The following is a 22704-nucleotide window of genomic DNA, read 5'->3' as shown; positions in this document are numbered from 1 at the left end:
GTGAGGAACGGCAGCGACTATCGCCATCACTTGCGCTCCGTCAATGCCAGCGATTGTCTTGCAAGCGGATCGCAGGCCTGCCTCGTCAACGTAGGGCAGGAATTCGGGGAGTGCGCCATAGACCCCGGGGTCGTCCACAAAATAGGTCCCCTGAAGGTCGGTTTCCAGATCCGTTTCAGTAAAACAATGAGTATGATCGAACGCTAAAAGCTCGAACCACCCACCGGCGGAGCGGAACATCACATTATCGCGATTGGGCCCAGGGATAACATGGTCTGGCGGCGGACAGCGATCAGGATTGCGGACCCAAGTGTCGAAGGCGATTATCAGCGATAGATCGCCCCGGTTGCGTAACCGGCCGAGGCAGCTTCCTTCAGGGTCACCGGTGATGACCTTTTCTTGGGCTTTCGAGAGGAAGGCTGGGCCCATTGCGAGGCGCCGACCGTTGATGGTTTCGATTTCCAGATCCTGAAGATCTATGATCGCAAAGGGAGGGACATTCAGCCCAACCAAGGCCGCCAGTTCAGAGCCGACCAGTTCGCATGCGAGCGACTCATTGCCCTGCTTGTTACCCATGCCCTTGAGATAGGCGTTGCCCGCATCGGTGCTGACGAGAACGACCTCCGTGCTGCTCTCATAGCGGTCGATGACACGCTTGATAACAGTGGGTTGCCAGTCCTGTCCGCATCGCATGGTGCCATAGGTGGCGCGTGGGCGCGCGATGTCAACGAAATTGCCTGAGCCGGGGATCCCAACCTGTACATATTGGGACGATGCGCATCACCGGCATGGCCATCTTCAGATGGAACCGGTGAGTTCGACATCGCTGTCGGTCCTTTACCCCGTCACTTCCATCTCGATCGTGGTGGAGAACCCACCCCCGGGCATGATTTCATGCCGTACGGAGGTGACGAGCCAGGCGTGGGCGTCGATTTCGGTCTTGAACCCTGAGGCGGCAATGCGAACCCCCGGCCCGATGGCCGCACGCCCATAAGGCAGGATGAGCGAAAGCCGCGCTTCGGCGCGGGTGATGCGGGCGTGTTCGCCTTTGGCGGCGGCTTTGGCGTCATCGGCTGTGGCATAGACCCGCTTCATCCGGCGGCGGTGGTGGCCGCCGTGGCCGACGGTGATGCGGCGGCCCTTGTGGGGGTCGTGGTACTGGGCTTCGGCGCCGTCCTGCGTGTTTTCGCGGGCGGCGCGGCTGTAGTGAGGACTGGCGCAGTCGCGGCGGGCGAGTTTGAGGGTGGGGAGCTTGGCTCCGGTCGCGGTGGTGGCAGCGCCGATCGGGGTGAAGAGGAGGCATCCGGCCTTGACGGTGGCGGCCGCGTCATAGCGGCGGGCAAGGTCGCGCAGGAAGGTGATGTCGCTGGTGTTGGCCTGCTCGATCGAGCCGACCACGGTGTTTGCAAGGTCGGGATGGCAACGCGGGGTGAGGGCGTTGTCGCGGGCGACTTGTGTGACGATGGCGCCGATGGTCTGGCCGGTGAACATGCGGTTGCGGCGGTTCTGCAGGGTGGTGCGCAAGTCGGCCGAGCGGGCACGGATGGTGACAAGGTCGGGCTCGCCGCCCTGCCACTCGACGTCCTGGACGATGTAGCTGCCCTTGTCGACAAGGCCGACGGCAACGCCGGTGCCGCGCTGCCAGCCCAGCGCGACGTGCAGGACCGCGCCTGCGGGCGGCAGGGCCAGCGCGCCGTCGGTGTCGTGGAGGACGAGCTCGAGACTGTCGGCTTCCTCGCCGCGCGCTTCAGTGAGGGTGAGGCTGGACAGGCGCGGGGCGAGCTTGGTGGTGAGGTCGACTGTGCCCAGCAGCACGCGCCAGGCGGCAAAGGGCTGGACATAGGCCTGTCCGGCCATGCTCTGCCCAGTTGTTGCCAGGCCGCTCACTGCCAGCCTCCCGCACTGGCCGCGATCGTGCCGGTCATGGCCATGCCGTCGTCAACGCGCTTGAGCTCGATGGTGAAGTCGACCGCCCGGGCGACGCCGGTGTCGATAAGCGCGCGGTGGGTCTCGTCGAGGCGCGTGATGACATAGGTGCCGAAGATCGTCCCGGCGCCGTTCATCAGGATATAGCCTTCGCCGGTATCGGCCATGGCGGCAAGGCGATCGAGCGAGGAATAGCGCCCGGCAAGCTCGGGCACGACTTTGCCGGGGAGGGTGATGGTGTCCTCGCCGGGCCCGAGGAACTGGCTGGCCGCGCGGGCGCCGAAGCGATCGGTGCTGCCGTGGCGCCAACCCCGGGCGCGCTGAAGCTCGTCGAAGAGCAGGCTGTCGGCGGTAAAGACGAAGAGGCCAAGAGCCGCGAACATGGCAGGACCTCAATAGGCGCCGAGCGCGCGGACGCGGGTCCGGCGGTCGATCAGGTCGAGAACACGGCGGGCAAGGGCTTCGGCATTCTCGCCCGGCTGCTGGTGGATGTGGAGCGTGACCGGCGCAGGGGCGCGGGAGCCGGTGCCGCGCGCGGGGGCATGGATGGTCCCGGACATGGCCTGGCTCATCCGGCGCATGGCGGCGACGGGCTTGTGCTGGTGCTGGTCAACGCCCAGGGCAAGGCCGGTGGCGATGTGGCCGCCCATTTCCATCATCAGCCGGGAAGGGCTGTGCATGACGAAGTGACTGCGGACTGCGGCAACGCCTGCCTTGGCCATGAGGAGCATCCTCCCGGCGAAGGAACCCGGTTCGATTGAATTGACCAGGCCATCCATCATCTGCGAGCCGAGTGTGGTGAACCACTGTTTCATCGCGATCCATCGCGTCTTCAGCCATTCCCACCCGGCGGTGAAGGCAGCTTTGATCTTGTCCCAGTTGCGATAGACGGCATAGCCGAGCAGGCCGATCGCAACGACAACCCCGGTGATGATCAAGGCCATGGGATTGGCGAGCATCATTGCCCCGGCACTCAGAAAACCCCGGCCGAGCCCGAGCACCGCCAACCGCGCGATCGAGAGCACGCTTGCCAGGCGCGGGAACAGCGCGGCGATCGAGCCCAGTTCCTTGTACTTGCTCCACAGGTCCCAGAGCTTTGCGACCGGCCCCAGGGCCGATCCCGCGACGTATTTCAGTGCTCCAAGGCCGATCTTGGCTGCAATGGAGCCCATGACAAGGCTGGAGAGGGCGCCCGCCAGTTTGGGATTGGCTTCTGCCCAGCGCGAATATCCGCTGACCATGCTGTTGATGACGCGCAGGAATTGGGTCGCAGCCGGCAAGAGGGTTTGACCCATCGTAATCGAAAGTTCCGACAGACCGCCTTTGAAAGAGGACCATGCCACGCTGGGGTCCTGGGTTTCACGTTGGCGGAAGGCGGCATCGACGGTTCCCGATGACTGGCGCGAGACCTGATTGCGGATACGCAGGTAGTCGTTCTGGTCGAGGATCAGCTGCCGCAAGGCGCCCTGGGCCTGCATGTCCTCGAATGCGAAGGACAGCTTGGACAAATCGCCGCCGGTGGCCTTCTTGGTGATCTCGGCAATCGCCTCCAACGGGGTCTTGCCCTCTGCATATGCGCGCTTGAGCGCGTTGGGCAGGTTGACGCCGAAGTTCTTCTGAAAGGCGTCCACGGTCGCCTTGCTGTTGATCTTGGACAGCAGGTTCTCAAGATTGTTTGCAGCGGTGGCAGAATCGCCGGTGCCGCGCCGCGCGATTTCCAGCGCAGCGGTCAGGTCGGCGACCGCGCCCAGGCCCTGCTGGCCAAGGGCACGGGCCTGGGCCGTCAGTGCGGGGAAATATTGCGCCATGTCGCGCACTTCGAAGGCGCCCGCCTTGCCTCCGGCAGCCATGATGTCGAGCGCGCGTCCGGTCTCGTTCAAACCGATTTTCAGGTTGTTGAGATTGGCAAAGGCCGCGTTGGCGCCGTCGGCGATATCGACCTTGAATGCCGTGCCGAGACGCCCGATCGGACCGATCATGGCAACGGCCTGGCGTGGATCGAGGCCCATACCGGCCAGCACGTCGACGCCCGATCGCATGGCCTCGGGCAGCTGGTGGGCTGCGCGGGCCAGCGTGATGATATTGCCCGCCATCTTGGCGGTTTCCGCGTTGGTCAGTTCCGCCTTTTGCTGGATGTCGACCATGCCGCTGCCGAAATCCATTGCCGAAGCACCGGCCAGCACCAGCGGGGCGGCAAGGCCGACGCCGCCCATGACGCTCTGGGCAGCGTCGGCCTTGATCGCTTCGCCCCGCGCAACAAGCTTGCTGGTGCGGGCGTTGATGGCCATGACGGCGTTCTGGCTGGCAATGGTTTTTTCCAGTGCCATCTGTTTGAGGATCAGCGGCGTCTGGGCACTCAAAAGTTTGTCGACGTTGCCGGTCGCCTTGCTGATCTGGCTGTCATAATCCTTCAGCTCGGCGTTGACCTTGCGCAGTTCCTTGTACTGCTCGTTGAGGACCTGCTTGCCGGTTTTGCCGAGACCGATGATGTTCTTCATCGCCGGGGACAGATCGTCGATCCCGTTGAACCGGACGACGAGATTGAGCTTGTTGTCGGCCATGGGATCAGTCCTCGGCGCGGTTCATGGCATTCCAGCGATCGACGGCGAGCGCGCGCCAGGCGAAGAGCTCGTCGAGGTCCATCCCGGCCATGTCAGCCGGGCGCCAGTGGAAGATGACGGCAATGTCAGCCATTGCGGCTTCGACTGTCAGCCGCCCAGCATCTGCGCCACCGCGGCCTTCTGGGCCGGGCTCATAAAAAAACCGGCGATGGTGCCGCCCACTTCGGCAAGATCCTCGGCCGAGAGCGCGGCAACTTCGGGATCGGTGAGGAAGGGATCGCAGATGCGCGGCAGGACGGTCAGCACGGCGTTGACGTCGGCGGTGACAAGCGCCTGCAGGTTGAGGCCGCGCAGTTCTCCGGCTTTGGGCTTGCGCAAAGTCAGAGTTTCGATCGGGCCGCTCTCGCGCGCGATCGGCTCGACGAGCGTGACGGTGGCAGAGGCGGGCGCGGTGAACGTCTTGGCGGTATCGGGGCGGGCCATCGGGGGTGTTCCTTGGTTTGCGGGCTGGTGGTCCTCCCCTGCCGGTGCGCCCGCATGGCACCGGCAGGGAAGCGGGGTGTGGGGCAGATCAGCCGCCGACAGCGGCGCGGATATCGGCCCAGCGATCGGTGCCCATGACGATGAAGATGCAGTTGACGAGATCGATCTCGATCCAGGTCACGCCGTCGACGTCCATGCGGTAATAGGTGACGTTGAGCGTTGCCTTGTGGCTGGTGTCCGATCCGACCTTGGCGCTTCCAAAATCGATCTCGTGCCAGCGGCCGAGCATGAAGACCTCGAGCGCGCGGACCGTGCCGTTGCCGTCTTCCTGATAGGCCCCGGCAAAGCGGTTGAGGACGCCATCGTAAAGGCCGGTGCCGAACTGGCGGATCGCCGCGTCGGTGAGGCCCCCGAAGGTGACCGAGGCTTCCATGGTGTCGAGGCCCATGTCGATCTTGAGCGTGCCGAGCATGCCGCCCGCGCGCCAGTCCTCGGTCTTGAGCGCGAGTTTGGGCAGGCCGACTTCGGGAATGATCCCGGCATAGCCTTCGCCGTCGATGTAGTGGCGGAAATCCTTCAGCTTCGAGGGGAAACCCATGGGGGCAGCTCCGGCAACAGGGGAATGGGAAGAGTGGGGAGGACAAGCGAGGTGCGCGCCCTTGCCCTGCGTCAGCTGGTGGCGAGCAGGGTGGCGAAGTCGACGTAGTACTTGTCGGTCAGGCGCTGGTTGAAGGTGAGCCCTTCGAGCGGGGCTGCGGGGGTAAAGTCGTAGTCGAGCGCGAGCTGGCCATTGGCAAGGTCGGCACCGGCATTGGCGGCCGGGTCGTACCAGCAGGTCGCCCCGATCAGGAGGCCCTGCTTGACCAGCTTGCGGAAGTAGCCGTTGGCGGTGGCGACGATGTCCTTGACGAGGCCAACGGTCAGCGGCTTGTCGGCGAAGCGGAAACAGGCGTCCTCGATACTGTCCTGCAGCACCTGGCTGGTGCGGACCGCGCTCTCGAAGGCCCAGTGCGCGTCCGAACTGGTGGTGCGGTTGCCCCAGAAGCGCCACCCGTTCTTGCGCACGAGCGTGGTGATATTGGCGCTGTTGAGGAGAGCGGCATCGGTGGTGGTATCGTCGAGGCCCCACGAGACGGGTTCGGCAAGGCCGGTGATCCCGGCAATCTCGACATTGGAAAGGGTCTTGTGCCACCCGGTCGCCGCATCGATCGCGGCGCGCAGGCCCAGCGCGCGGCCTTCGATATCGGCGCCCCCGACGGCACTGTCGGGCCAGAGCAGCATGAGCTCGCGCGCGCCGAACCCGGCGGGATAGGCAAGGGCCCCGGCAAGATCGGCGGCCGGGACCAGGGCATAGGCCATGCCGCGCAGCTGCTTGGCGACGGTGGCAAGCGCGGTAGTGACCGCCTCACTCGCAAGCCCCGGCGCGCCGAGGATGCGCGGGCGATAGGTGGTTACCTGTTCGGCGGTGAGCAGCTTTTGCAGGCCTGCCTCGACGAGGGCATCCTGTCCGTCGGCACTGGTCTCGACGCGCACGACGATGACGAGCGGGCTGCACTGGTCGGCGATGGCGGCAAGCGCCACGGGCAGGGTGCCCTGCGTCCCGGTCCTGGCGAGCGCGGTGCGCACATCGTCGATCAGGACCGGGGTATTGAGCGGGAACAGGGCCGCATCGGCATCGCTTCCGGTGGCGACCATGCCGATGACAGCGGTCGCGACACTGGTGATCGCGGTCGAGGCGGTGGTGAGCAGGTTGGTCTTGATGCCGTGGAAAACGGGCGTGGTCATCGGGGCGGCTCCGGTCGGGGCGGGTATGAACAGGGCGAAACTATGGTCAGGAAAGGGGAATGGTCAGGCGGGTGAGGGCATTGGCGCTGGAACCTGCGGCAACGATCCGCCCGGTCAGGGACACGCTCGCCTGCCCGCTCGCGAAATCGCCGTCCCAGGCGACTTTGCTGACCGCGATGCGCGGTTCCCACCGGGCAATCGCCATGGCTGACGCTGAAAGGCACAAGAGGCGCGTTGCCGGGTTCATCGGCATGTCCGAGAGTTCGAACAGGACCGAGCCGTAATCGCGGCGCATGGGGCGAGTGCCGAGCGGGGTGGTGAGGATATCGGCGACCGACTGGGCGATATGGTCTTCGTCGGTCAGCGCCTTGCCGGTGGTGCGGCTCATGCCGAGCGAGGTCATTGCGGCCCCTCCGACATCCCCGAGGGGGTTGCATGGCGGTGGCCCTTGCCGCTGATCCCGCCCGCGACGACATCGCCGTCGGCGGTCAGTGTCCCGGTCACATGAACGTCGCCCAGAACTGTGAACAGCCCGCCCGCAGGCAGCGCAAACACGAGCGCATGCGCTTCCGCATCATAGGACAGCCGCGCCCCGTCGGCGTATTCACCGAGGATCTCGATCAGGCTGTCCCCGGCAGGCGGAAAGGCGTCCGACACCACCCCGCGCAGCACCACGCCCGCGCCGATCTCCCCGCCCGGGCACAACAGGACCACCTGCTCGCCCTGGCTCGGGGGCGACCACGTCCGCGTGCGCCCCGCGCGCATCTCGATCCAGCGCAAGGGACCGCTCACGACCCCGTCGTCCAACTCGACCGTGCACAGCGCCCCCGCCAGATCGACCGCTGCCACAGCGCCGAAGCGGATCAGCCGGTCAGGATCCGTCGCAGGTTCACAAAGCATCGCCATGCCGCAACGCTGGCAGAGCCAGCGGCAGCACGCGATGGGCGGGCGTTGTGGGGAAGGGGGTTACAGGGGAGGGGGGCTTTCGACCAGATTCCGGCATTCGCTTCGTGCGACGGGAGCGTCCGGCTCAGGCAAGATTAGCCGTCCGTGTATCATGAGGCTGCCAGGCGCTCGCTGACATGGATGAAGCTGACCTGGATCAGAGGTTTGAATTGTACCTGTGCAGTAGAATTAAGATCCACGAGCGACTTCCTAATGTGGAAGTTGTAGCCCATAGTCTTCCCGCAGCATGTCAACGATTTTCACCAAGGCTCGGTATATATTCAACTCGTTAGCGCCAACCTTGTAGTGACCGGTGATAAGGGCCTCTGGTGATAGGTCATCTTGACGATCCCAACGCTTCTCGTTCGAGGTGTCGGACGTGTAAAAAGTGACAGGGTAGCGAAACTGGCGGCCTGAGCTCTCGAGATAGCCCCAAGAGCGGTTTTGAATGTTGGCATTATAGCAGGAGGAACCGATAATCTGCTCCATGCGCTGCAATAACTCCCGGATTGGCGCCACCTTTGTACGAGTTCGAACGATCTGACGATATGTTGCCAGTTCGCACTCTACTTGCTGAAATTGTAACCGATACCAATCATGCTCGGCAGCCGCCTTGTGCTTCACTGCCGCCACAATTGTCATCGGTATGTCCTCAGGTGCGAGTTCCTCTAGCGCCGTGTACGCTTGGATTTCATCGTGAACGTGGTTTGCGCGCGCCTCCCATGTGTCGTGCGATTCCATGGCTTCCCGGATAATATCATCCTTGACGGTGAGTGCGGCCGCAAAGTCTGCCGAACTGAACTCCCGATAACCGGAGGATTCCTCTTCGATAGTATGCTCCTGCATATCCTTATCATCGGGCCATTCCTCGGCCGCGCTCTTTAGGATTGCGGACATGATTTCTGCCGGTATTTCTGTCATTTTCCATCCACCATTTGCCACGAAGATTTTCGCGCATTCAGTGACGGAAAGAAATCGAAAAGCGCACGCCCCAATCAAAGCCCACTTACTTCAATCGCCGCCCCAAACCACCTCCGCTCACCCCCGAGCGCTCTCACCGCCCTTTGGCGATCCATGCGACAGGAAATCCGGTGGTTCCGCCGCTGTTTGATGGCTTGGTGGCGGCATAGAACTGCTTGGTGCTGATAGGATAGCCGAAGGCGTTGTCGACATAGGCGCCCTGGGACGAGGTGTTGCCGATCACGAAGGTGTCGACCTGCTGGGGGAACTCGATCGGAAAATCGAAATTGCCGCCCGAGGACTGGATGGTGCCCCATTGTTCGATCAGGAAGCCGCCGTTTCCGTCGGGCATCTTGCGCCAATGTCCATTGGCGTTGTTGCCGGAGGGGAACCAGGCGGCGAGCAGTTGCGCAGGCGTCTGTCCGCGCCAGAGATCGGCGTCGAGTGCGGAATTGATGCCGTCGACGCCGGTGAGCTTGGCGAGGATGTCGGCGGGAGTGTAGCTGTCGGCGGCAAGCGGGGTGAAGCCCAGGCGCGCGACGATGTCGGCGTACCATGCGCCCTGTTTCCCATCGAGCAGATCCGCGTCGAGCTTTGACCCGTCGCCGTCGACGCCGAGCAGCCACCCGAGAACCGAGGCGGCGGCAGCTTTCGGCGTGAGCGCGATGGTGGCGTCCGTCCCGGCCTGCGCTTCGGCGGGCGTGGCAAAGCGGGTGACGCCCATGACCGTGGTGCTGGCGGGCGGATTGGTGAAGCCCGAGCCGGTGACGGTGATCATATCGGCATTGAGGCTGGCGTCGGTCAGCACGATATCGACCGCGAGCATGCCGATGGCCCCGGCCGCCTTGGTGAAAATCGGGGTGGCCTGCCCATAGAGCGCGAAGAGCGTGCCGTCGGCAAGGTAGACGGCAAAGGCGTTGAGGGCATAGGCGTCGCTGCTCGCGTCCTCCATCGCGATGTGGATGGTGTGGGGATCGACGATGGTGCCGCCGATCGCGGAGATGCGCTTGATCTCCCCGGCAAGGCTGGTGTCGGCAGGGGAAGGGGCGATCGTGCTCGACGAGACGCCGATCGCGGTGATGGTGACCGCCTTGGTCCCGGTATTGGTGGCATTGACGAGCGCGGCGCGGCCCGCGTCGGTGATGGTCATGGTGACGGACATGGGGCTTCCCTCGGGTCAGGCTGCAGTCGCGGACAGGCGCGCGTAGATGCTGCCGCGCGCGAGGGCTGCAAGGCCGATCGCAGCGGCAGCGTTGGTGGCAATGGCGACAGTAAAATGCGCACGGGCAGGCTTGGCCCGCTCGATGTCGGCAATCAGGCCCTCGACCAGATCGGCCGAAGGCGCGGATGTCTGGCCGCCGACGGCAAGCGAGAGGCTGAAGGTATAGGGATCGCCCCGAGGCGTGGTTTGCCACCACTCGGCGAGGTTGAACGATCCGCCATAGGCCGCGATGATCGACTTGATCGCCTGGACCGTGCCCTTGTGACGGTGAATGGCGATAGCCGAGGCGATCCGCGCGCGGCGCACGGCAAGAGGCCATGTGTCCGAGAGCTTGTCGACTGCGAGCGTCCAGGCAAGCCAGGGCAGCAAGGCCTCGGGGCAGGCCTGCGGGTTCCACAGCGCCCGCAAGTCGACCGGCAAGGCGCCGAGGCGCGCGGCCATGGTTTTGGCGAGCGCGGTCTCGAGCGGGGTGGCATTGGGCGGGAGCAGGGTCTCGTCCATCAGACGGTCCCGCCGTCGGTGACAGTCATGGCGGTGCAGTTGCCGACTTGCTGCTTGCCGGGGACAATGTCGGCCGGGGGGCTCGGCAAGGCGACATTCTCGACCCCGTCGACCATGAGCGCGCCGATGATCCCGGCGCGGGTAACAGCCACGCCGAGCTTGCGGCACGATGCGACATAGGCGGCAAGCGCGGTCTGCGCAGCGGTGAGCGCAACACTGCGCGCGGCCGAGGAAAAGAACGTGAGCGTCGCCGCGATTGCATAGTCGAGCGGGACAGCCCCGGCGACGATCACTTCGTCGGTCAGCGGGCGGATGCTGTCGGCATTGAGCCTTGCCGTGACGGCATCGAGCACGGCTTGGGCAGGCGTGCCGTTGCCGTCGGCCACAAGCACCGTGACCAGAACTTGCCCGGGCGAGGGACTGTCGATCGAGACGTCGGTGATGGTCGGATCGGCCGAGAGCGCGTGGAAGAGATAGGCGCCCTCGGGCCCCGCCACCGAATAGCTTTGCGGGGCGAGCACAGTGCGGCGGCGCAGATCGTCATCGGCCTCGTCGATCTCGTCGATGCCGTTCGCAGGATCGGCCGGAGTGAGGATCTCGCGCTCGACATCCATGAGCGCGGCAAGCTGGTCGAGATCGCCGCCTTGCGCATAGGCGACCATGACGGCGCGGGCCGCGTCGTTGACGCGCTGGCGCAGCACCATCTCGCGATAGGCCCCGGCTTCGAGCAGCTTGTAGGCCGGATCGCTTTCAAGGATCGCGGAATAGTCGATGCCCGCTTCGGTGCAGTAGCCCTGAAAGCTCGTCAGCCACTGGCCGAGCAGAGTCTCGAACGAAAGCGTCTCGACGACGTCGGGGGCGGGCAGGCGCGAGAGGTCGACGCCGGAAAAGTCGCTGGAGGCAACGGCCATGGCTCAGACCACCCGGTAAAAGGCCGCCGTGTCGAGCGGGTTCGCGGCCGAGTTGAGCGCCAGCACGTTGACGGTAAAAGTGCTGTTGTCGGTGACGTCGAAGTTGAGCGCGCCGAGATTGAAGCGGCCGCCGTTTGAGACAGGGGCTGATCCCTCGGTCTCGATCCGCCAGCGGCAGGACCAGCTCGTGCCCGATCCCCGGTACATGGCGAGCTCGATGCGGAAGCCGACGGCCGCGCCCCATGCCGGAATGCCGGTCAGCGAGACATTGCCGGTGCTCTTGGTCGTGCCGCTCGACAGGGCCTGGGTGAGATTGAGCGCGATCTGCCCGCTTGCCGCCCAGGCGGAATTGAACTGCCCTTCGATCACGATCGTCTGCTGGGGGTAGGCGAGATAGGCGGCCGAGACTTCCTGCCAGGCGAGCATGCCCGGGGAAAAGGACTGGCTCAGGATCGGCTGAAGCGAGCCGCCGGTGGTGGCGGAAAGAGTGATGCTGCCAGCGTCGCCCTTGACCGCGAAACGGTAGTTGGTGGGGGAATTGGCCGCCGGGAAATAGACCGAAGTCTGCGCGCTGGTCCGGTGGGGCATATAGGTGCCGTCGGAATAGAGATCGGTGATCTCGGCCGCGACCGCGCCGAGCAGCGGGAACAGGGTGGCAGCGCTCGAGCCGATGCGCCCGCCGATGCGGAACTCGCGCGATGCGGACGCGGCGAAATAGCCGATGGTGTTGGTCCCGCCGCTGAAATGGAACGTGCCGCCATAGAGCGGCCCTGCGCCCTGGAACGCGCCATAGGTGATGAAGGCATTGACCGTGCTGTTCCAGTGCGAGCCGGGACCGCCGAAGCCGCCGCCGCTCGAGAGGAACGCGCCGGAGAACTTGCCCTCGTAGATGGCGTCCTCGACATAGACGGCCGGGCCGGACAGGCGGGTCGCGGTGATCGCGGTCGAGGCTACGGTCTGGATATTGCCGACGAGCCATGTCGAGGCATCGACTTGGGCAAGGACGAGGGTTCCGGCCGCGATCGTGCCGCCCGACAGGAGCTGACCGACGGCAAGCGCGCCGGTGCCGGTCGCGGTAACGGTAAGGGTCGAGGTCATGTTGTCGCCGGTCGGGACGATCGAGCCGGTGAAGGTGGCAAGGGGGACTGCTGCAAGCTGGGCATTGTCCTCGGTCCGGCACCCGTCGAGAACGGGCTGGGTCTGGCGCGATCCACTGCCGAAGCGGAAGGCGCCCATGGTGTGGCCGCCGGTGCCGATCACCCCGGCATAGCATCCAGAAAGAGCGATCGTCGTATAGCCGACTGCCCAATAGCCCGGGCCGGTGCCGCACAGGAAATTGCTGAGCATCCCCGAGAGCATGGTGAGATCGCTCATCTGCGCGGTGAGCGCATACCACTTGCTGGCGATGGCATCGGGGTTGGTATAGCCGAAACGCACGGCCGCGACTGCCGCGCCTCCGGCGGCCATGATGTTGCACAGGACAAAGCTGATCTGGTCGCTGGTGAGGCCGAAGACAGCATACTTCGACGCGGCGCCCAGGTCCTGGATCTCGACATTGTGAAACGTGAACAGGTTGGTGCCTGACTGGACGGTCTCGCCCAGCAGGATCATGCAGGTGTGGAGGCTGGTCGTGGTCGACGTGACGAGCACGTTCTCGAGCAGCCCGCGCCCCTGGTTGGTGAAGTCCATGGCGGGCCAGGCTTCGGCAAGGTCGGCGATCAGCGTCGTGCTGAACCGCTGGCTGCCGATCACGCGCAGGGCGCGGCCGTCCTTGGCATTGGCTTTGCCGAAGTTGAGGGAGCGGGTGAAGCGATAGCGGCGGCCGTCGAGATGGAGGGCGACGTTGTTCGCCTTGCAGAAGTCGATCGCGGCCTGGATCGCGGCGGTGTCATCGGGCAGGGCGGCATAGGCGGTCGCCACCGAACCGCCGATCGCGCCGAACTGGGTCAGCGTGACGAAGGTCTGCGAAACCGGGAAAGCCTTGGCGAAGGAGGCCTTGGCAAGAGCGTTGGGCATTGATGCGCGCTCCTTCAGGCCATGCGACAGGCGACAGTGCCGCCGGTCAGAGTGATTTGCAGGAACCAGGTGGCGGCCGGATCGGTCTCGCGGTCCATCGCTTCGTTGACGATCGCGCCGGACGCGCCTGCAAAGGTCCAGATCGCCCAGGGCACGCCGCCTGCGGTCACGGCGATCCTGGTCGCCCCGCCATCGGTCGAGCGCAGCAGTTGCGCGGTGCCCGACGCGGTCGCCGTCGCGTTGAGCGTCAGCCACCAGTCGCGGCCGAGCGGGGGCGTGAAGGGGCCGATCACATGGGTTTGCGTGTCAGCGACAGTCTGGGTGACCGGCGCGTTGCCCGGCCCCTGGAAGGGCGCGGCAAGGAGCGTGAGCAGAGCCGCAAGGGCGTCCTGCCGCCCGGCAGTTGCGGGCAGGTTCTGTGACAGGGTGGTCATCAGGCCGCGCCTCCGTAGAGGAATGTGAGGACGTATCGCCACCCGCCCGCGACTTGCGCGAAATCGATCTGGTACCCGGCGATGTCGCAAGCGAGCGTGGGCGCCCCGGAAATGAGGACGCCGTTCCCCGCGACAGTGACCGGGTGGACGTCCCAGGTCCCGGCATTGTCGCGCAGCGAGATGGCGCCGCCGTCGGCGGGCAAAGTCACGGTGACAGGGCCAGAGCTCGTATCGACGGAGAGGCTTTCTCCGGCGGTTGCGAGGTGATCGGCCGAGATCACGGTCCATTCGAGAGCCGCAGAGGCGACGGACGAGGCGATTGCCAGCGCCTGCCTGGCATAGCCGAGCGCCTTGTCGGAATTGGTTCGGGCAACGGGGTCGTAGCTCATGGGAGCCACGAGACACATTTGGCGTTGGCTGCGCCATGTGCCGCTGTTGTGCGTGGGGTGCCTCACAAGGCGCGCGGGTTGAGAGAGCCGCGCGCATCGGGCCTGCTGGGGGCATGTTCCAACCGACAGGCGGATAATGACCGATCACCTCAAACAGGCAGGCGATGTCGGCGCGACGGCGATCGGCGTCGTCTCGCTGACTTCGCACATGATCTCGACGGCGTCGCAATGGGCGCAAGTGCTGACGCCGATTGCCTCGCTCGTGCTCACCTGCATGGGCATCGTGTGGTGGTGCATCCGCTTTGGCGAATGGCGGCAGGCGACGGGTGAGCGCCGTGTCGGCGAGGAGGACGCCTCGTGACGCGGACGTTTGCCGATGTGCTGGCTTTCGTGCTCGCTCGCGAGGGCGGCTTCGTCAACGATCCCCGCGATCCGGGCGGCATGACCAATCTGGGCGTCACCGCGCGGCAGTGGCAGGCCTGGACCGGGCACGGCGTCAACGAAGCGGTCATGCGCGCGCTGACCCCGGCTGCGGTCGGCAATTTCTACCGTTCCGGCTACTGGCACGCGATTGCGGGCGAGCAGCTTCCGATTGCCCTCGCGCTCGCGGTCTTCGACTTTGCCGTCAACGCCGGGCCCGCCCGCGCGGTGTTCGAATTGCAGGAGCTGGTCGGCGCGCATGCGGATGGCAAGGCGGGGCCTGCCACGCTGCGCGCGGTGCAGGCCTATGCCGCCGGGATCGGGCTTGTCCGGCTGATCGACCGTTATTGCGACGCGCGTGCCGACTTCTACCGCACGCTTGAGCGCTTCCCGATCTACGGCAAGGGCTGGCTCGCCCGGGTCGAGCTCGTGCGGCGGGAGGCCATGACATGGCTTGGCTGAAGCAGACGCTGACCGGCGCTGATAACGAGACGCTCGCGATCGGCCGCGTGCTCGGCATGGTGATCGCGGCGGTGCTGCTGATCGGGTTGCCGGTGGCGGCGGCCGCGACGGTCGTCTCGGGCCGGGTTCCGGTCGATGTCTGGGCGCGCCTCTTCGATGCGCTCGGGATCTATGTGCCTCTCGTCATCACCGCGACGGCCGCGCTGATCTGGGGGACCAATCCCACCGAACCCAAACCTTCCGCGCCTCTGCCGCGTGACCAGGATGGAGCCCCCCAATGACCCGCTTCCAGATGCTCGGCGCCCGCGTGGGTGTCGTTCTTACCCGCCTTCGGCACGCATGGGCCGTGCTGACTGGCGCTGTTTCCTTGCCCAGAACGCTCGAGGAGTACCGCCTTATGACGTCCCTGACCCAGACCGCCGCCGCGATCGACGCGCTCAACACCGCAGCCGGTGCCCTGATCGCCAAGGCCCAGTCCGACGCGGCCGCGCTGGCAACGGCACAGGCCGACATCGCCAATGCCGACGCCGACACCGCGCAGAAGGTTGCCGTCGTCACCCAGGCGATCAACGCCGTGCTGCCGCAGTCGTCGGTCGCTGTCGATCAGGTCACTGGCGATCCGGCACTCACCGATCCGGCAGCCGCACCGACCGCCTGATGTTCCACCGGCGCCGGGCATCCCCCGGCGCTGCAATCGGGAAAGGCCGCCCCATGGCCCTGATCCTCGACCTGCTGGCCAAACTCCGCCCCGTGCTGGCGCGTTTCTGGCCGCACATTCTCTCGGCCGCGCTCGCGCTCGCCGCCTGGCACTTCTGGACCCGCGCGGTCGCCAATGCCGAGGCGGTCCGCACCCAGGCCGCCCAGTTCATGCAAGCCCAGGCCGACGCAGCCAAAATCGCGCAGGAAGCGCTCCACCATCAGGAAGCCGAATACCAGGCCAAGGCCACGGAGACCCAGAATGCATACGAGGTTCAACTGGCCGACGCGCATGCGGCTGCTGATCGGTATATCGCTGCTCACCGCCTTGCTGCTCTGCCTCCCGGCCTGCGCACCCAAGCCGCTCAAGGTGATGCCAGCGCAACCGCTCCCAGCACCCAAAGTGGCGGTGCCCCCCTTCCTTCAGGCGTGCCCGCCGACCCCGTCGTGGTATCCGCCGACGACGTGCAGGCCTGCACCGGCGCGGTGAGTTATGCCCTTAAGGCTCACGACTGGGCCGGGGAGTTGGGGCGGTAGGGGGGGAATGAGGGGGCGGAACTGCATCAGTGGACATACGAACGGCGATAAGAGCAGTCTTTCGCAACGCTGATTTTACGCACGGGCGTCGTTTTGCCCCGAACACCAAGCGTGATTACGGCGCGATGCCGAGGTCTTTCGGGCGAGCCTTGCTTGAGCGACAAGCATCCGAGCAATAGCGGACCTGTTCCCAGTCACGGGCCCATTTCTTGCGCCAGGCATAGGGGCGGCCACAGGTGGTGCAGATCTTTTGCGGAAGATCTGATTTTTTGCGTATTTTCACCATGGCAGGCGCTGCCCATCCCAGGCGAAGAAGCCACCGTTGTCCTCGGGCGACAGTGTGTCGATCACTTGTAGAAGATGTTCCGCTGATACTTGGGGCGTGAACAGCTTTTCGGGTGGGACGCCAGCGCGAAACGGTGCTGAAAGCTCGGTGGCCACCGTGCCGGGGTGTAGCGCCACAACAATGGCGTGTGGGTGGGTGCGGGCCATCTCGATGGCAAAATTGACCACGAGCATGTTGAGCGCGGCCTTGGCAGCGCGATAGCTGTGCCACCCGCCCAGTCTGTTGTCGCCAATCGAACCGACACGTGCGGATAAAACAGCAAATACCGAGCGGCGGTGGCGTTGCAGGCGGGGCAGCACATGCTTGGCGATGAGTGCCGGGCCTATGGTGTTGATCGCAAACAGATGCGCCATGGTGGTGGTATCGATATGGCGCAGGGTTTTTTCAGGGGCGATACCTTGCGCCGGATCGTGCAGAAGCCCGCTGGACACCAGCACTAACTCGGGGGCGCTTTCGAAGCCGGCAACTGCTTCGACGATGCTCGCTTCCTCAGTCAGATCATAGACGAAGGGCACAATGCCGGACTGGGGGGCTATCGAGCGCCGGCCACCGGCATAGACCTGTTCATAGCGTCCGGAGGCGGCCAACTGTGCAGCAAGTTTACCGCCAATGCCGCCGCTCGCACCAAAGATCACCGCGCAGCTCATCGCATCAGCATCTGCAATGTCGGTCGAAAACGCAAAAACACGCGATAGAGACACTCCAGTCCCCACAGCACCGGGCGCCGGCGGGCAGCAAGTCCAAGCCAGCGCAGGCGTGGAATGGCCCGCCACATCGCGGCAAACGCGGCTGCCCCATCGAGCAAAATGCCGTTTTCGCGCGCATGCAGGCGCGTAAGCATCAGGTAGCGGTCGCGTGGGCAGGCCTGGGCAGGGTCGGTCAGATCGACAAAATCGATGCGGCCTGTCCGATCCCAACTGCGCATCAGCGCAATCTCGCGCAGGCACAAGGGGCATGCGCCATCATACCAGACTGCTAGTCGGCGGGGATCATGTGAGGGAGCGGACACATAGGCCATGCTCCCAGCAATGCTCCCGCATCCTGATTGTCACCATCTGGACCTTGGGGAAAGCGCGCGTCCCTGTCTTTCTTGTTGGCCAGGCACAAGCCGCTCAAAGTAATGCGGACGCAGCCACTCCCGGTGCCCAGGGTGGAAATTTCAGTTAATGTTGCAAATGTAGATGTGCCAATGTGACTTATGATTTATAGGAATTTATGCGCTCAATGGCTTTAGTTGCAGAGTCTATTAGATCCTCAGAGCATGGTTCGCACTGAGAAATGAAATCGAATGTCGTTAGGGCTGACTCGATGCGGGGGTCTTTGTCCGGACTTATTTTTGAATTTTTATCCGAATTCATCATTACAAATTTTGAAATGTCATAGGCTTCCCTTGTGGAAATTTGGCGGAAAGCAATTAATTCAAGGTAGCGCTTTAATTCAGAAATATAATTTCCGTTATTTTCAGTATTCATTTTTTTATGCCATAAGTTTATAATGTGGCTAACTGACCATCGGTGGGGCCAGAGGGGCGCAGTTCCAGTCTCTTGATCGGCAAATGTCTCGGAGTGCCCATCCAGCAAACGTCGTTGCAGGTTTCCGCGATGCCCTTCGCGACGAGGTGTGTGGAAGAAGGCGCCTCTGGGTGCCTTCTTGTTGCGATCAATTTTCTTGCAAGCCGTTAAGGATTGCTTTGCAGAAATGACTGCTTTGAGCATTGTCTTCGCCGAGTAAGCGTGAGTGCGTACTCCGAGGAATGGCCCAGATTGAGGCTTGGCCGCAAGATTTGGGTGGTTGATGAAATTTCCAAATCGGTCGGAAAATCCGGATTTCACCCGGTGAAGTATTGAAAATCAATGAGTTATTTAATCTTAATTGATCGACTTAACTCTGATGATTATTTGGAATATCGAAAATAAAATGCGAAAAATAAAATTAACAATTTATTAAAGTTAAATTTTATGCAAATAGGTTCTATTCATTTTTACAATGAGAACTTCTTTATTTATTTGAATTATTTCGGTATTTTTTGTATTATTTCTTCCTGAGTGTGGGCTTGATTGCGCGATCCTCTAATGGGCCAAAAATCAACCGTGGCGTTGACGTCCAGCACAAGCGGATGCTTCCGAAATGGATGGTTTTGTTCATCTGTTCCCCGGAGCAGGATGTGATCGAGGTGATCTTGCCGCAGTCTTTCCGGTCGTCTGTGCCATTGCAGAGGGCACGACGGACTTATGCAATCTGTGGCCCTCACTTCGCCAACCATTCCATGACCTCGGCCATGATCATGTCCCTGTCGGCGGCACTGAAGCCGAGCAGCGGTCGCTCGGGGTAGCGCACGGCGATAGAGCGGGGGATGCGTGGGTCGACGGGGGCGACGAGGCCGAAGTGATGGATGGCGGCGGTGTCCCGCACGCGGGGGGTGAAGCCGAGGGAGACGCCCTCGGTGCTTGGCTTGACGGTCATGTTGCGGGCGAGTTCGATCCGTTTGAACATCCGCGCGGATTTCTGTCGCTGGCGCAGGCGCGGGCGGGCGGCCTTGGTCTTGCGCGGAGGCTTGGCCTTGCGCGGGGCCATCGGCAGGCCCTCGGGGGTGAGATTGGCGGCGACGCGGGCGGCGTTGAGTTTGCGCAGAACCTGGCCGACTTTGCGGGCAAGGGCGACGCGGCGGGGTGGGGCGAGGTCGGCGGCCATGTTGGCCAGCCAGTGTTCGAGCTCGTCGAAGGCGTCGGTGTCGGCCATGGTTCAGGTGCCCGGCCGGGGCCAGACTTGGGTGCCGTCGATCGAGAGCGCGCGGAACGGGACGGGGGTGGACCCGGCAAGCGGGGCGTCGCCCAGGAGGGCGGCATAGTCGGGCTCGGCGATGTGCTCGAGCGAGGCCGAGCCGTCGGGGTTGGTGGTGACGACGACGGTCTCGGTGAGGTGCAGGCGGATGACGAGGTCGACTTTCTCGCTGTCGACGCGATCGGCCTCGAAGGCAAAGCCCGCGCTGCCGGGCTGGACCTGGTCGGGCTGGTTGGTCTTGAGCCAGTCGCTGACGAGCAGGAAGACAAGGCTGGGATGAACGGTCGCGTCGAGCAGGGTGAGCTCGAGCGTGTAGCTCCATTCAAAGCCGCGCCCGGCGGTGTTGGTCGCGCGGATGCGGCCTTCCTTGACCTCGATCCAGAACAAGTCGGGATTGCGGGTGAGATCGGGCAGGCGGGCAGAAAGAACGGCACGCAGATCGTCGGCCTTGCGCATGGGATCAGCTCCAGAGCGAGACAGTGGCGATCGTCTGCGGGGTCTGCGTATCGATCACCGGGAGAACGACGTCGATGCCGCCGGGCAGAGTGGGCCCGAGATCGGCAAGGCCGGGGTTGAGGGTATAGGCCTTCTCGACCACGCCCCCGGCGGTGGTGCCGAGCTCGCGCCAGCAGACAAGGTCGAGCGTATCGCCCTCGAGCGTGGTGGTGATGAACGTGCTCGCGTCGGTCACGGGATCGGCGCCGTCAGATCAGCTCGACCGCGACGCGGGTCTGCCCGAGCATGTCGCGGCGGGCCTCGACCGACCAGCGGTAATAGTCAGCGCCCGTTTCCTCGATCGCCTCGACGCGCGGCTGCTTGGGCGTGATCGTCGCCATGTCGCGGTACTGGTCGGAGACCTCGGCCATGGCGGCAAAGCGCACTGCGCGCAGGTAAAGCGCGGAAAGGCGCGAAGCGCTACCCGCAGGGGCACAGAGCCACATGGCTTGCGCCGCGGTATAGCGCGGCCGCTGGCGATGGAACGGGGCGCAAGGAGAGATCGGCCGCCGATGCGTCGGGCGATGATCGGGAACCATGAGCGAGACCAGCTGCGCGGCGGTGACTGCGCCAAGGTTCGCCGCCCCGGCGCCAAGCAGTTGCGCAGCCCATTCGGCAAGATCGGCGGTGACAGTCAGGACCGCGCCCTCAAGGCTGGCGAGCAGGCGCGCGTCGGTCACATAGTCGGGCAGGCGGCAGGCCTCGCGCGCGGCATTGGCGTCGATGTCAGGCCACCAGCCATCCCCGGGGAGGACAAGCCCGGCAGGCGTTGCAGGCGCAGGCGGCAGGGAGATCAGCGGGGACGAAGACATCGGGGCCATCCTTGGGTGAGGCCAATGGGGCAGCGGCAAGTGGGGGGTGGGGATCGGGAGCGCAAAAGGCGGCTGCCCTGTGCTCCGTCACCGCCCCCCGGCGCCGTGGGGCGATTCCGGTCAGGTGTCGGGGGTAGCGGGGGTATTCGAGGCGGCGGCCTCGCGCAGCTTCTTCGCCTCGCGCTCGAGCCCCTCGATCAGCTTCTTGACCCCGCAGCCGCTGTCGAGCTCGAGCGCGCGGCGCAGATGGTCAAGCGCCGCGGCAATCAGCGCGGGGCGAGCCCCGGCAGGGGCGCTCTCGGCTTCGGGATCGAAGGCCTCGGCCCGCGCCTTGAAGGCAAGGCCGATTGCCTTCCTGAGCTTGGCCCGCACTTCGTCGGGCATGTCCTCGTCCTCGGTAAGATCGTCGACCACCTGCAAGGTGGTCAAGTCCACGATCGCGACAGGCGCAAGGCCCGCTTCGGCCACTTCCTCGGCAATGAGCGTGGCAGGCGTGCGCTTGTAGCGCTCGGGCAGGGTCAGGCGATGGGCGATCACATGGCGGGCCAGATCGAGCGCGAGGGGCCAGTCGGCAATGTCGATCGCCCAGACCATCATGTGGGTGACGATATCGTCCTGCGCGGGCCGCTCGGCGGCAAGGGCGCCGGTGATCCAGTCGCGATAGCGCGCGATCATGCCGCGCTTGGCGGCGATCTTGCGCTCGACCGACTGGATCTGGGACAAGCGGCGCAAGTCCTCGCCCAGGGCCGCGCGCAGCAGGGCATATTCCTGCCCGACCGCGCCCGAGGTCGGCATCGGGGCAGGGCCGGTGCCTGAGGTTCCGGCAGCCTTGCGGGCAAGGACCTGTTGCATGTGGCGGCGTGCGGGCGAAGTCATGGGCAAGATGTCCGTATCTTGAGGCAGGCCCCACCGGCGCGATGCAGGCGGCCGGTGGGGAAGGGGACGGGTGGTTACGCGGCAACGCCTTCATCGACGCCGACAGCGGCGATATTCTCGACCATGCAGGCAAAGTTGGCGTCCTCGACCACATAGGCCTCGTTGGAAGACTGGTAGTCGACCACGCGGTTGTACTGCGGCTCGTCGCGCAGCATGCGGCGCTGGTGGCCTTCCTGGTAATAGATCGAGAGGTTGTCGAGACGGGTGATCATCAGCTTGCCGGTGGGCATGTAGGGTACGCGCACGGCGGGAAGCTGGCCGATGCGCTTGGTCGACATGATGACATCGGTCGCGAGGCGATCCATCGGGTCCTTGGGCGCATTGATGATCGGGAAGTACTTGTCGTGGAGCATGTCGCTGCCCACGACCACGACGAGCTCGGGATCCTCGCGCGCCCAGGGCGGGAGCAGCGTCATCTTGGCGTCCCAGACCAGCGCGTCGAGATCGACATAGTCCGCGCCCGTCGGTCCCCAGGTGACCTTGCCCGCGACTTTGGCCCCGGCCGAGAGCACGCGCGCGGGATTGTTGGCGCGCATCCACTGCAACCACCCGATGTTCATGCCCTTGAGCGTGGGATCGGCGACCGGATCGAAGCTCGCATCGACGCTGACGCCGTTGAAGCCGATGAGGATGCGGTCGAGCGCCTGGCGCTTGATGATGGCATCGCGCATGAGCACTTCGAAGTTCGGGAACTTCGCCCACATGTCGAGCTTGTTGTACTTGAACAGGATGTTGAACTCGGTGGGGGCGAGTTCATAGGGGAACTGGTCGAGGCCGGTGGGATCGACCGGCACGCGGCGATTGCCCGCATCGGTATTGGCGCGGCTCGCAGTCGGGCTCGCGACATTGAGGCCGAGGGTCTCGCCCTTGAGCTGTTCGACCGGCACGACATTGATCATCGAGAGGAACGCGCTGCTGTCCTGCATGCGTTCGACCAGGCGCTGCTGCACGCTGGGTTCGGGGGTGAAGTGGACCGCATCGGCCCCGCCGACATAGGCGTTCTCGACATTGTTGAGCTCGGCAATGCGCTGGGCAAAGGCCTGGTACTTTGCCCGGGTAGTGTTCTTCATGAGGGAGAGTCCTTGA

Annotated in this window: 32 protein-coding genes; 5 read left to right on the top strand and 27 right to left on the bottom strand. The window is 64.4% G+C overall.

Features of this window, described 5'->3' with window-relative positions; translation table 11 throughout:
• The 17 genes from Y88_RS19335 to Y88_RS05075 all read right to left on the bottom strand — a co-directional run.
• On the bottom strand, nt 1–693 hold a 693-nt coding region (locus Y88_RS19335), incomplete at its 3' end, for a HipA family kinase (protein WP_018075338.1).
• 144 nt (nt 694–837) lie between these two features.
• Complete coding sequence (locus Y88_RS05150; RefSeq protein WP_018075339.1) at nt 838–1887, bottom strand: contractile injection system protein, VgrG/Pvc8 family; 1050 nt, start codon at nt 1885–1887, stop codon at nt 838–840.
• Nucleotides 1884–2309 (bottom strand): phage tail protein, encoded by a 426-nt coding sequence (locus tag Y88_RS05145; protein ID WP_008066896.1) that lies wholly within the window; start codon nt 2307–2309, stop codon nt 1884–1886. The genes Y88_RS05150 and Y88_RS05145 overlap by 4 nt, the downstream gene beginning before the upstream one ends.
• Nucleotides 2310–2318: 9 nt before the next feature.
• Nucleotides 2319–4487 (bottom strand): phage tail tape measure protein, encoded by a 2169-nt coding sequence (locus Y88_RS05140; RefSeq protein WP_008066894.1) that lies wholly within the window; start codon nt 4485–4487, stop codon nt 2319–2321.
• A 4-nt stretch (nt 4488–4491) separates the two neighbouring features.
• Complete coding sequence (locus Y88_RS05135; RefSeq protein ID WP_008066892.1) at nt 4492–4620, bottom strand: GpE family phage tail protein; 129 nt, start codon at nt 4618–4620, stop codon at nt 4492–4494.
• Between the two features lie 14 nt (nt 4621–4634).
• The gene (locus Y88_RS05130) at nt 4635–4970 is read right to left on the bottom strand and encodes a phage tail assembly protein (RefSeq protein ID WP_008066890.1); all 336 of its coding nucleotides are present in this window, start codon (nt 4968–4970) and stop codon (nt 4635–4637) included.
• An 88-nt stretch (nt 4971–5058) separates the two neighbouring features.
• Nucleotides 5059–5568 carry a phage major tail tube protein gene (locus tag Y88_RS05125; RefSeq protein ID WP_008066888.1) on the bottom strand — a complete coding sequence of 170 codons (510 nt, stop codon included), beginning with the start codon at nt 5566–5568 and terminating at the stop codon, nt 5059–5061.
• Nucleotides 5569–5639: 71 nt separating this feature from the next.
• The gene (locus tag Y88_RS05120; RefSeq protein WP_008066886.1) at nt 5640–6755 is read right to left on the bottom strand and encodes a phage tail sheath subtilisin-like domain-containing protein; all 1116 of its coding nucleotides are present in this window, start codon (nt 6753–6755) and stop codon (nt 5640–5642) included.
• Between the two features lie 46 nt (nt 6756–6801).
• On the bottom strand, nt 6802–7158 hold the full coding sequence (locus Y88_RS05115) for a GPW/gp25 family protein (RefSeq protein WP_008066884.1): 357 nt from the start codon (nt 7156–7158) through the stop codon (nt 6802–6804).
• A complete protein-coding gene (locus Y88_RS05110; protein ID WP_008066882.1) occupies nt 7155–7661 on the bottom strand; it encodes a phage baseplate assembly protein V in 507 nt (168 codons plus the stop codon). Before Y88_RS05110 ends, Y88_RS05115 begins: the two co-directional genes overlap by 4 nt.
• A gap of 249 nt (nt 7662–7910) precedes the next feature.
• Nucleotides 7911–8642 carry a hypothetical protein gene (locus Y88_RS05105; RefSeq protein WP_232280921.1) on the bottom strand — a complete coding sequence of 244 codons (732 nt, stop codon included), beginning with the start codon at nt 8640–8642 and terminating at the stop codon, nt 7911–7913.
• A 112-nt stretch (nt 8643–8754) separates the two neighbouring features.
• The gene (locus Y88_RS05100) at nt 8755–9822 is read right to left on the bottom strand and encodes a gp53-like domain-containing protein (protein ID WP_008066880.1); all 1068 of its coding nucleotides are present in this window, start codon (nt 9820–9822) and stop codon (nt 8755–8757) included.
• A gap of 15 nt (nt 9823–9837) precedes the next feature.
• Entirely contained in the window at nt 9838–10383 is a 546-nt protein-coding gene (locus Y88_RS05095; protein WP_008066879.1) for a phage tail protein I, read from the bottom strand.
• Nucleotides 10383–11294 (bottom strand): baseplate assembly protein, encoded by a 912-nt coding sequence (locus Y88_RS05090; RefSeq protein WP_008066877.1) that lies wholly within the window; start codon nt 11292–11294, stop codon nt 10383–10385. Before Y88_RS05090 ends, Y88_RS05095 begins: the two co-directional genes overlap by 1 nt.
• A gap of 3 nt (nt 11295–11297) precedes the next feature.
• Nucleotides 11298–13310 (bottom strand): hypothetical protein, encoded by a 2013-nt coding sequence (locus Y88_RS05085; RefSeq protein WP_008066875.1) that lies wholly within the window; start codon nt 13308–13310, stop codon nt 11298–11300.
• Nucleotides 13311–13324: 14 nt separating this feature from the next.
• Nucleotides 13325–13744, bottom strand: a complete 420-nt coding sequence (locus tag Y88_RS05080) for a hypothetical protein (protein ID WP_008066873.1) — start codon at nt 13742–13744, stop codon at nt 13325–13327.
• Nucleotides 13744–14133, bottom strand: a complete 390-nt coding sequence (locus Y88_RS05075; protein ID WP_008066871.1) for a hypothetical protein — start codon at nt 14131–14133, stop codon at nt 13744–13746. Before Y88_RS05075 ends, Y88_RS05080 begins: the two co-directional genes overlap by 1 nt.
• Nucleotides 14134–14269: 136 nt before the next feature.
• Here Y88_RS05075 and Y88_RS05070 point away from each other — a divergent pair, with 136 nt between their 5' ends.
• The 5 genes from Y88_RS05070 to Y88_RS05050 are packed head-to-tail and all read left to right on the top strand — an operon-like array spanning nt 14270 to nt 16248.
• Complete coding sequence (locus Y88_RS05070) at nt 14270–14494, top strand: hypothetical protein (RefSeq protein ID WP_008066870.1); 225 nt, start codon at nt 14270–14272, stop codon at nt 14492–14494.
• Nucleotides 14491–15015: a glycoside hydrolase family 108 protein gene (locus Y88_RS05065; RefSeq protein WP_008066867.1), complete on the top strand. Its 525-nt coding sequence runs from the start codon at nt 14491–14493 to the stop codon at nt 15013–15015. The genes Y88_RS05070 and Y88_RS05065 overlap by 4 nt, the downstream gene beginning before the upstream one ends.
• On the top strand, nt 15003–15296 hold the full coding sequence (locus Y88_RS05060; protein ID WP_008066864.1) for a hypothetical protein: 294 nt from the start codon (nt 15003–15005) through the stop codon (nt 15294–15296). The genes Y88_RS05065 and Y88_RS05060 overlap by 13 nt, the downstream gene beginning before the upstream one ends.
• Nucleotides 15293–15673: a hypothetical protein gene (locus tag Y88_RS05055; protein ID WP_232280920.1), complete on the top strand. Its 381-nt coding sequence runs from the start codon at nt 15293–15295 to the stop codon at nt 15671–15673. Before Y88_RS05060 ends, Y88_RS05055 begins: the two co-directional genes overlap by 4 nt.
• A 53-nt stretch (nt 15674–15726) precedes the next feature.
• Nucleotides 15727–16248 carry a hypothetical protein gene (locus tag Y88_RS05050; protein ID WP_008066861.1) on the top strand — a complete coding sequence of 174 codons (522 nt, stop codon included), beginning with the start codon at nt 15727–15729 and terminating at the stop codon, nt 16246–16248.
• A 115-nt stretch (nt 16249–16363) separates the two neighbouring features.
• On the opposite strand, the gene Y88_RS18860 is transcribed toward Y88_RS05050, so the two are convergent.
• The 10 genes from Y88_RS18860 to Y88_RS05010 form a co-directional block, all read right to left on the bottom strand.
• Nucleotides 16364–16534 (bottom strand): DUF2256 domain-containing protein, encoded by a 171-nt coding sequence (locus tag Y88_RS18860; protein ID WP_081458631.1) that lies wholly within the window; start codon nt 16532–16534, stop codon nt 16364–16366.
• Nucleotides 16528–17241 carry an SDR family NAD(P)-dependent oxidoreductase gene (locus tag Y88_RS05045; RefSeq protein WP_008066859.1) on the bottom strand — a complete coding sequence of 238 codons (714 nt, stop codon included), beginning with the start codon at nt 17239–17241 and terminating at the stop codon, nt 16528–16530. The genes Y88_RS18860 and Y88_RS05045 overlap by 7 nt, the downstream gene beginning before the upstream one ends.
• Nucleotides 17238–17612, bottom strand: coding sequence for a DCC1-like thiol-disulfide oxidoreductase family protein (locus Y88_RS05040; protein ID WP_198133323.1), 375 nt, complete (start codon nt 17610–17612; stop codon nt 17238–17240). The genes Y88_RS05045 and Y88_RS05040 overlap by 4 nt, the downstream gene beginning before the upstream one ends.
• A gap of 178 nt (nt 17613–17790) precedes the next feature.
• Nucleotides 17791–18426: a hypothetical protein gene (locus Y88_RS19120; RefSeq protein ID WP_232280919.1), complete on the bottom strand. Its 636-nt coding sequence runs from the start codon at nt 18424–18426 to the stop codon at nt 17791–17793.
• 415 nt (nt 18427–18841) lie between these two features.
• Complete coding sequence (locus tag Y88_RS05035; protein WP_008066853.1) at nt 18842–19333, bottom strand: phage virion morphogenesis protein; 492 nt, start codon at nt 19331–19333, stop codon at nt 18842–18844.
• 3 nt (nt 19334–19336) lie between these two features.
• The gene (locus tag Y88_RS05030) at nt 19337–19831 is read right to left on the bottom strand and encodes a phage tail protein (RefSeq protein WP_008066851.1); all 495 of its coding nucleotides are present in this window, start codon (nt 19829–19831) and stop codon (nt 19337–19339) included.
• Nucleotides 19832–19835: 4 nt separating this feature from the next.
• The gene (locus tag Y88_RS05025; RefSeq protein WP_008066850.1) at nt 19836–20066 is read right to left on the bottom strand and encodes a tail protein X; all 231 of its coding nucleotides are present in this window, start codon (nt 20064–20066) and stop codon (nt 19836–19838) included.
• 13 nt (nt 20067–20079) lie between these two features.
• Nucleotides 20080–20682, bottom strand: a complete 603-nt coding sequence (locus Y88_RS05020; protein WP_232280918.1) for a head completion/stabilization protein — start codon at nt 20680–20682, stop codon at nt 20080–20082.
• A 120-nt stretch (nt 20683–20802) separates the two neighbouring features.
• Nucleotides 20803–21558 (bottom strand): phage terminase small subunit, encoded by a 756-nt coding sequence (gene gpM, locus Y88_RS05015; RefSeq protein ID WP_008066843.1) that lies wholly within the window; start codon nt 21556–21558, stop codon nt 20803–20805.
• 74 nt (nt 21559–21632) lie between these two features.
• Nucleotides 21633–22688, bottom strand: coding sequence for a phage major capsid protein, P2 family (locus Y88_RS05010; protein WP_008066842.1), 1056 nt, complete (start codon nt 22686–22688; stop codon nt 21633–21635).
• Nucleotides 22689–22704 lie beyond the last annotated feature (16 nt).

This window comes from Novosphingobium nitrogenifigens DSM 19370 (assembly GCF_000192575.1).
GTDB classification, from domain to species: Bacteria; Pseudomonadota; Alphaproteobacteria; order Sphingomonadales; family Sphingomonadaceae; genus Novosphingobium; species Novosphingobium nitrogenifigens.
Note: the sequence above shows the minus strand (reverse complement) of the source record. Positions and strands in the feature narration are given on the sequence as shown.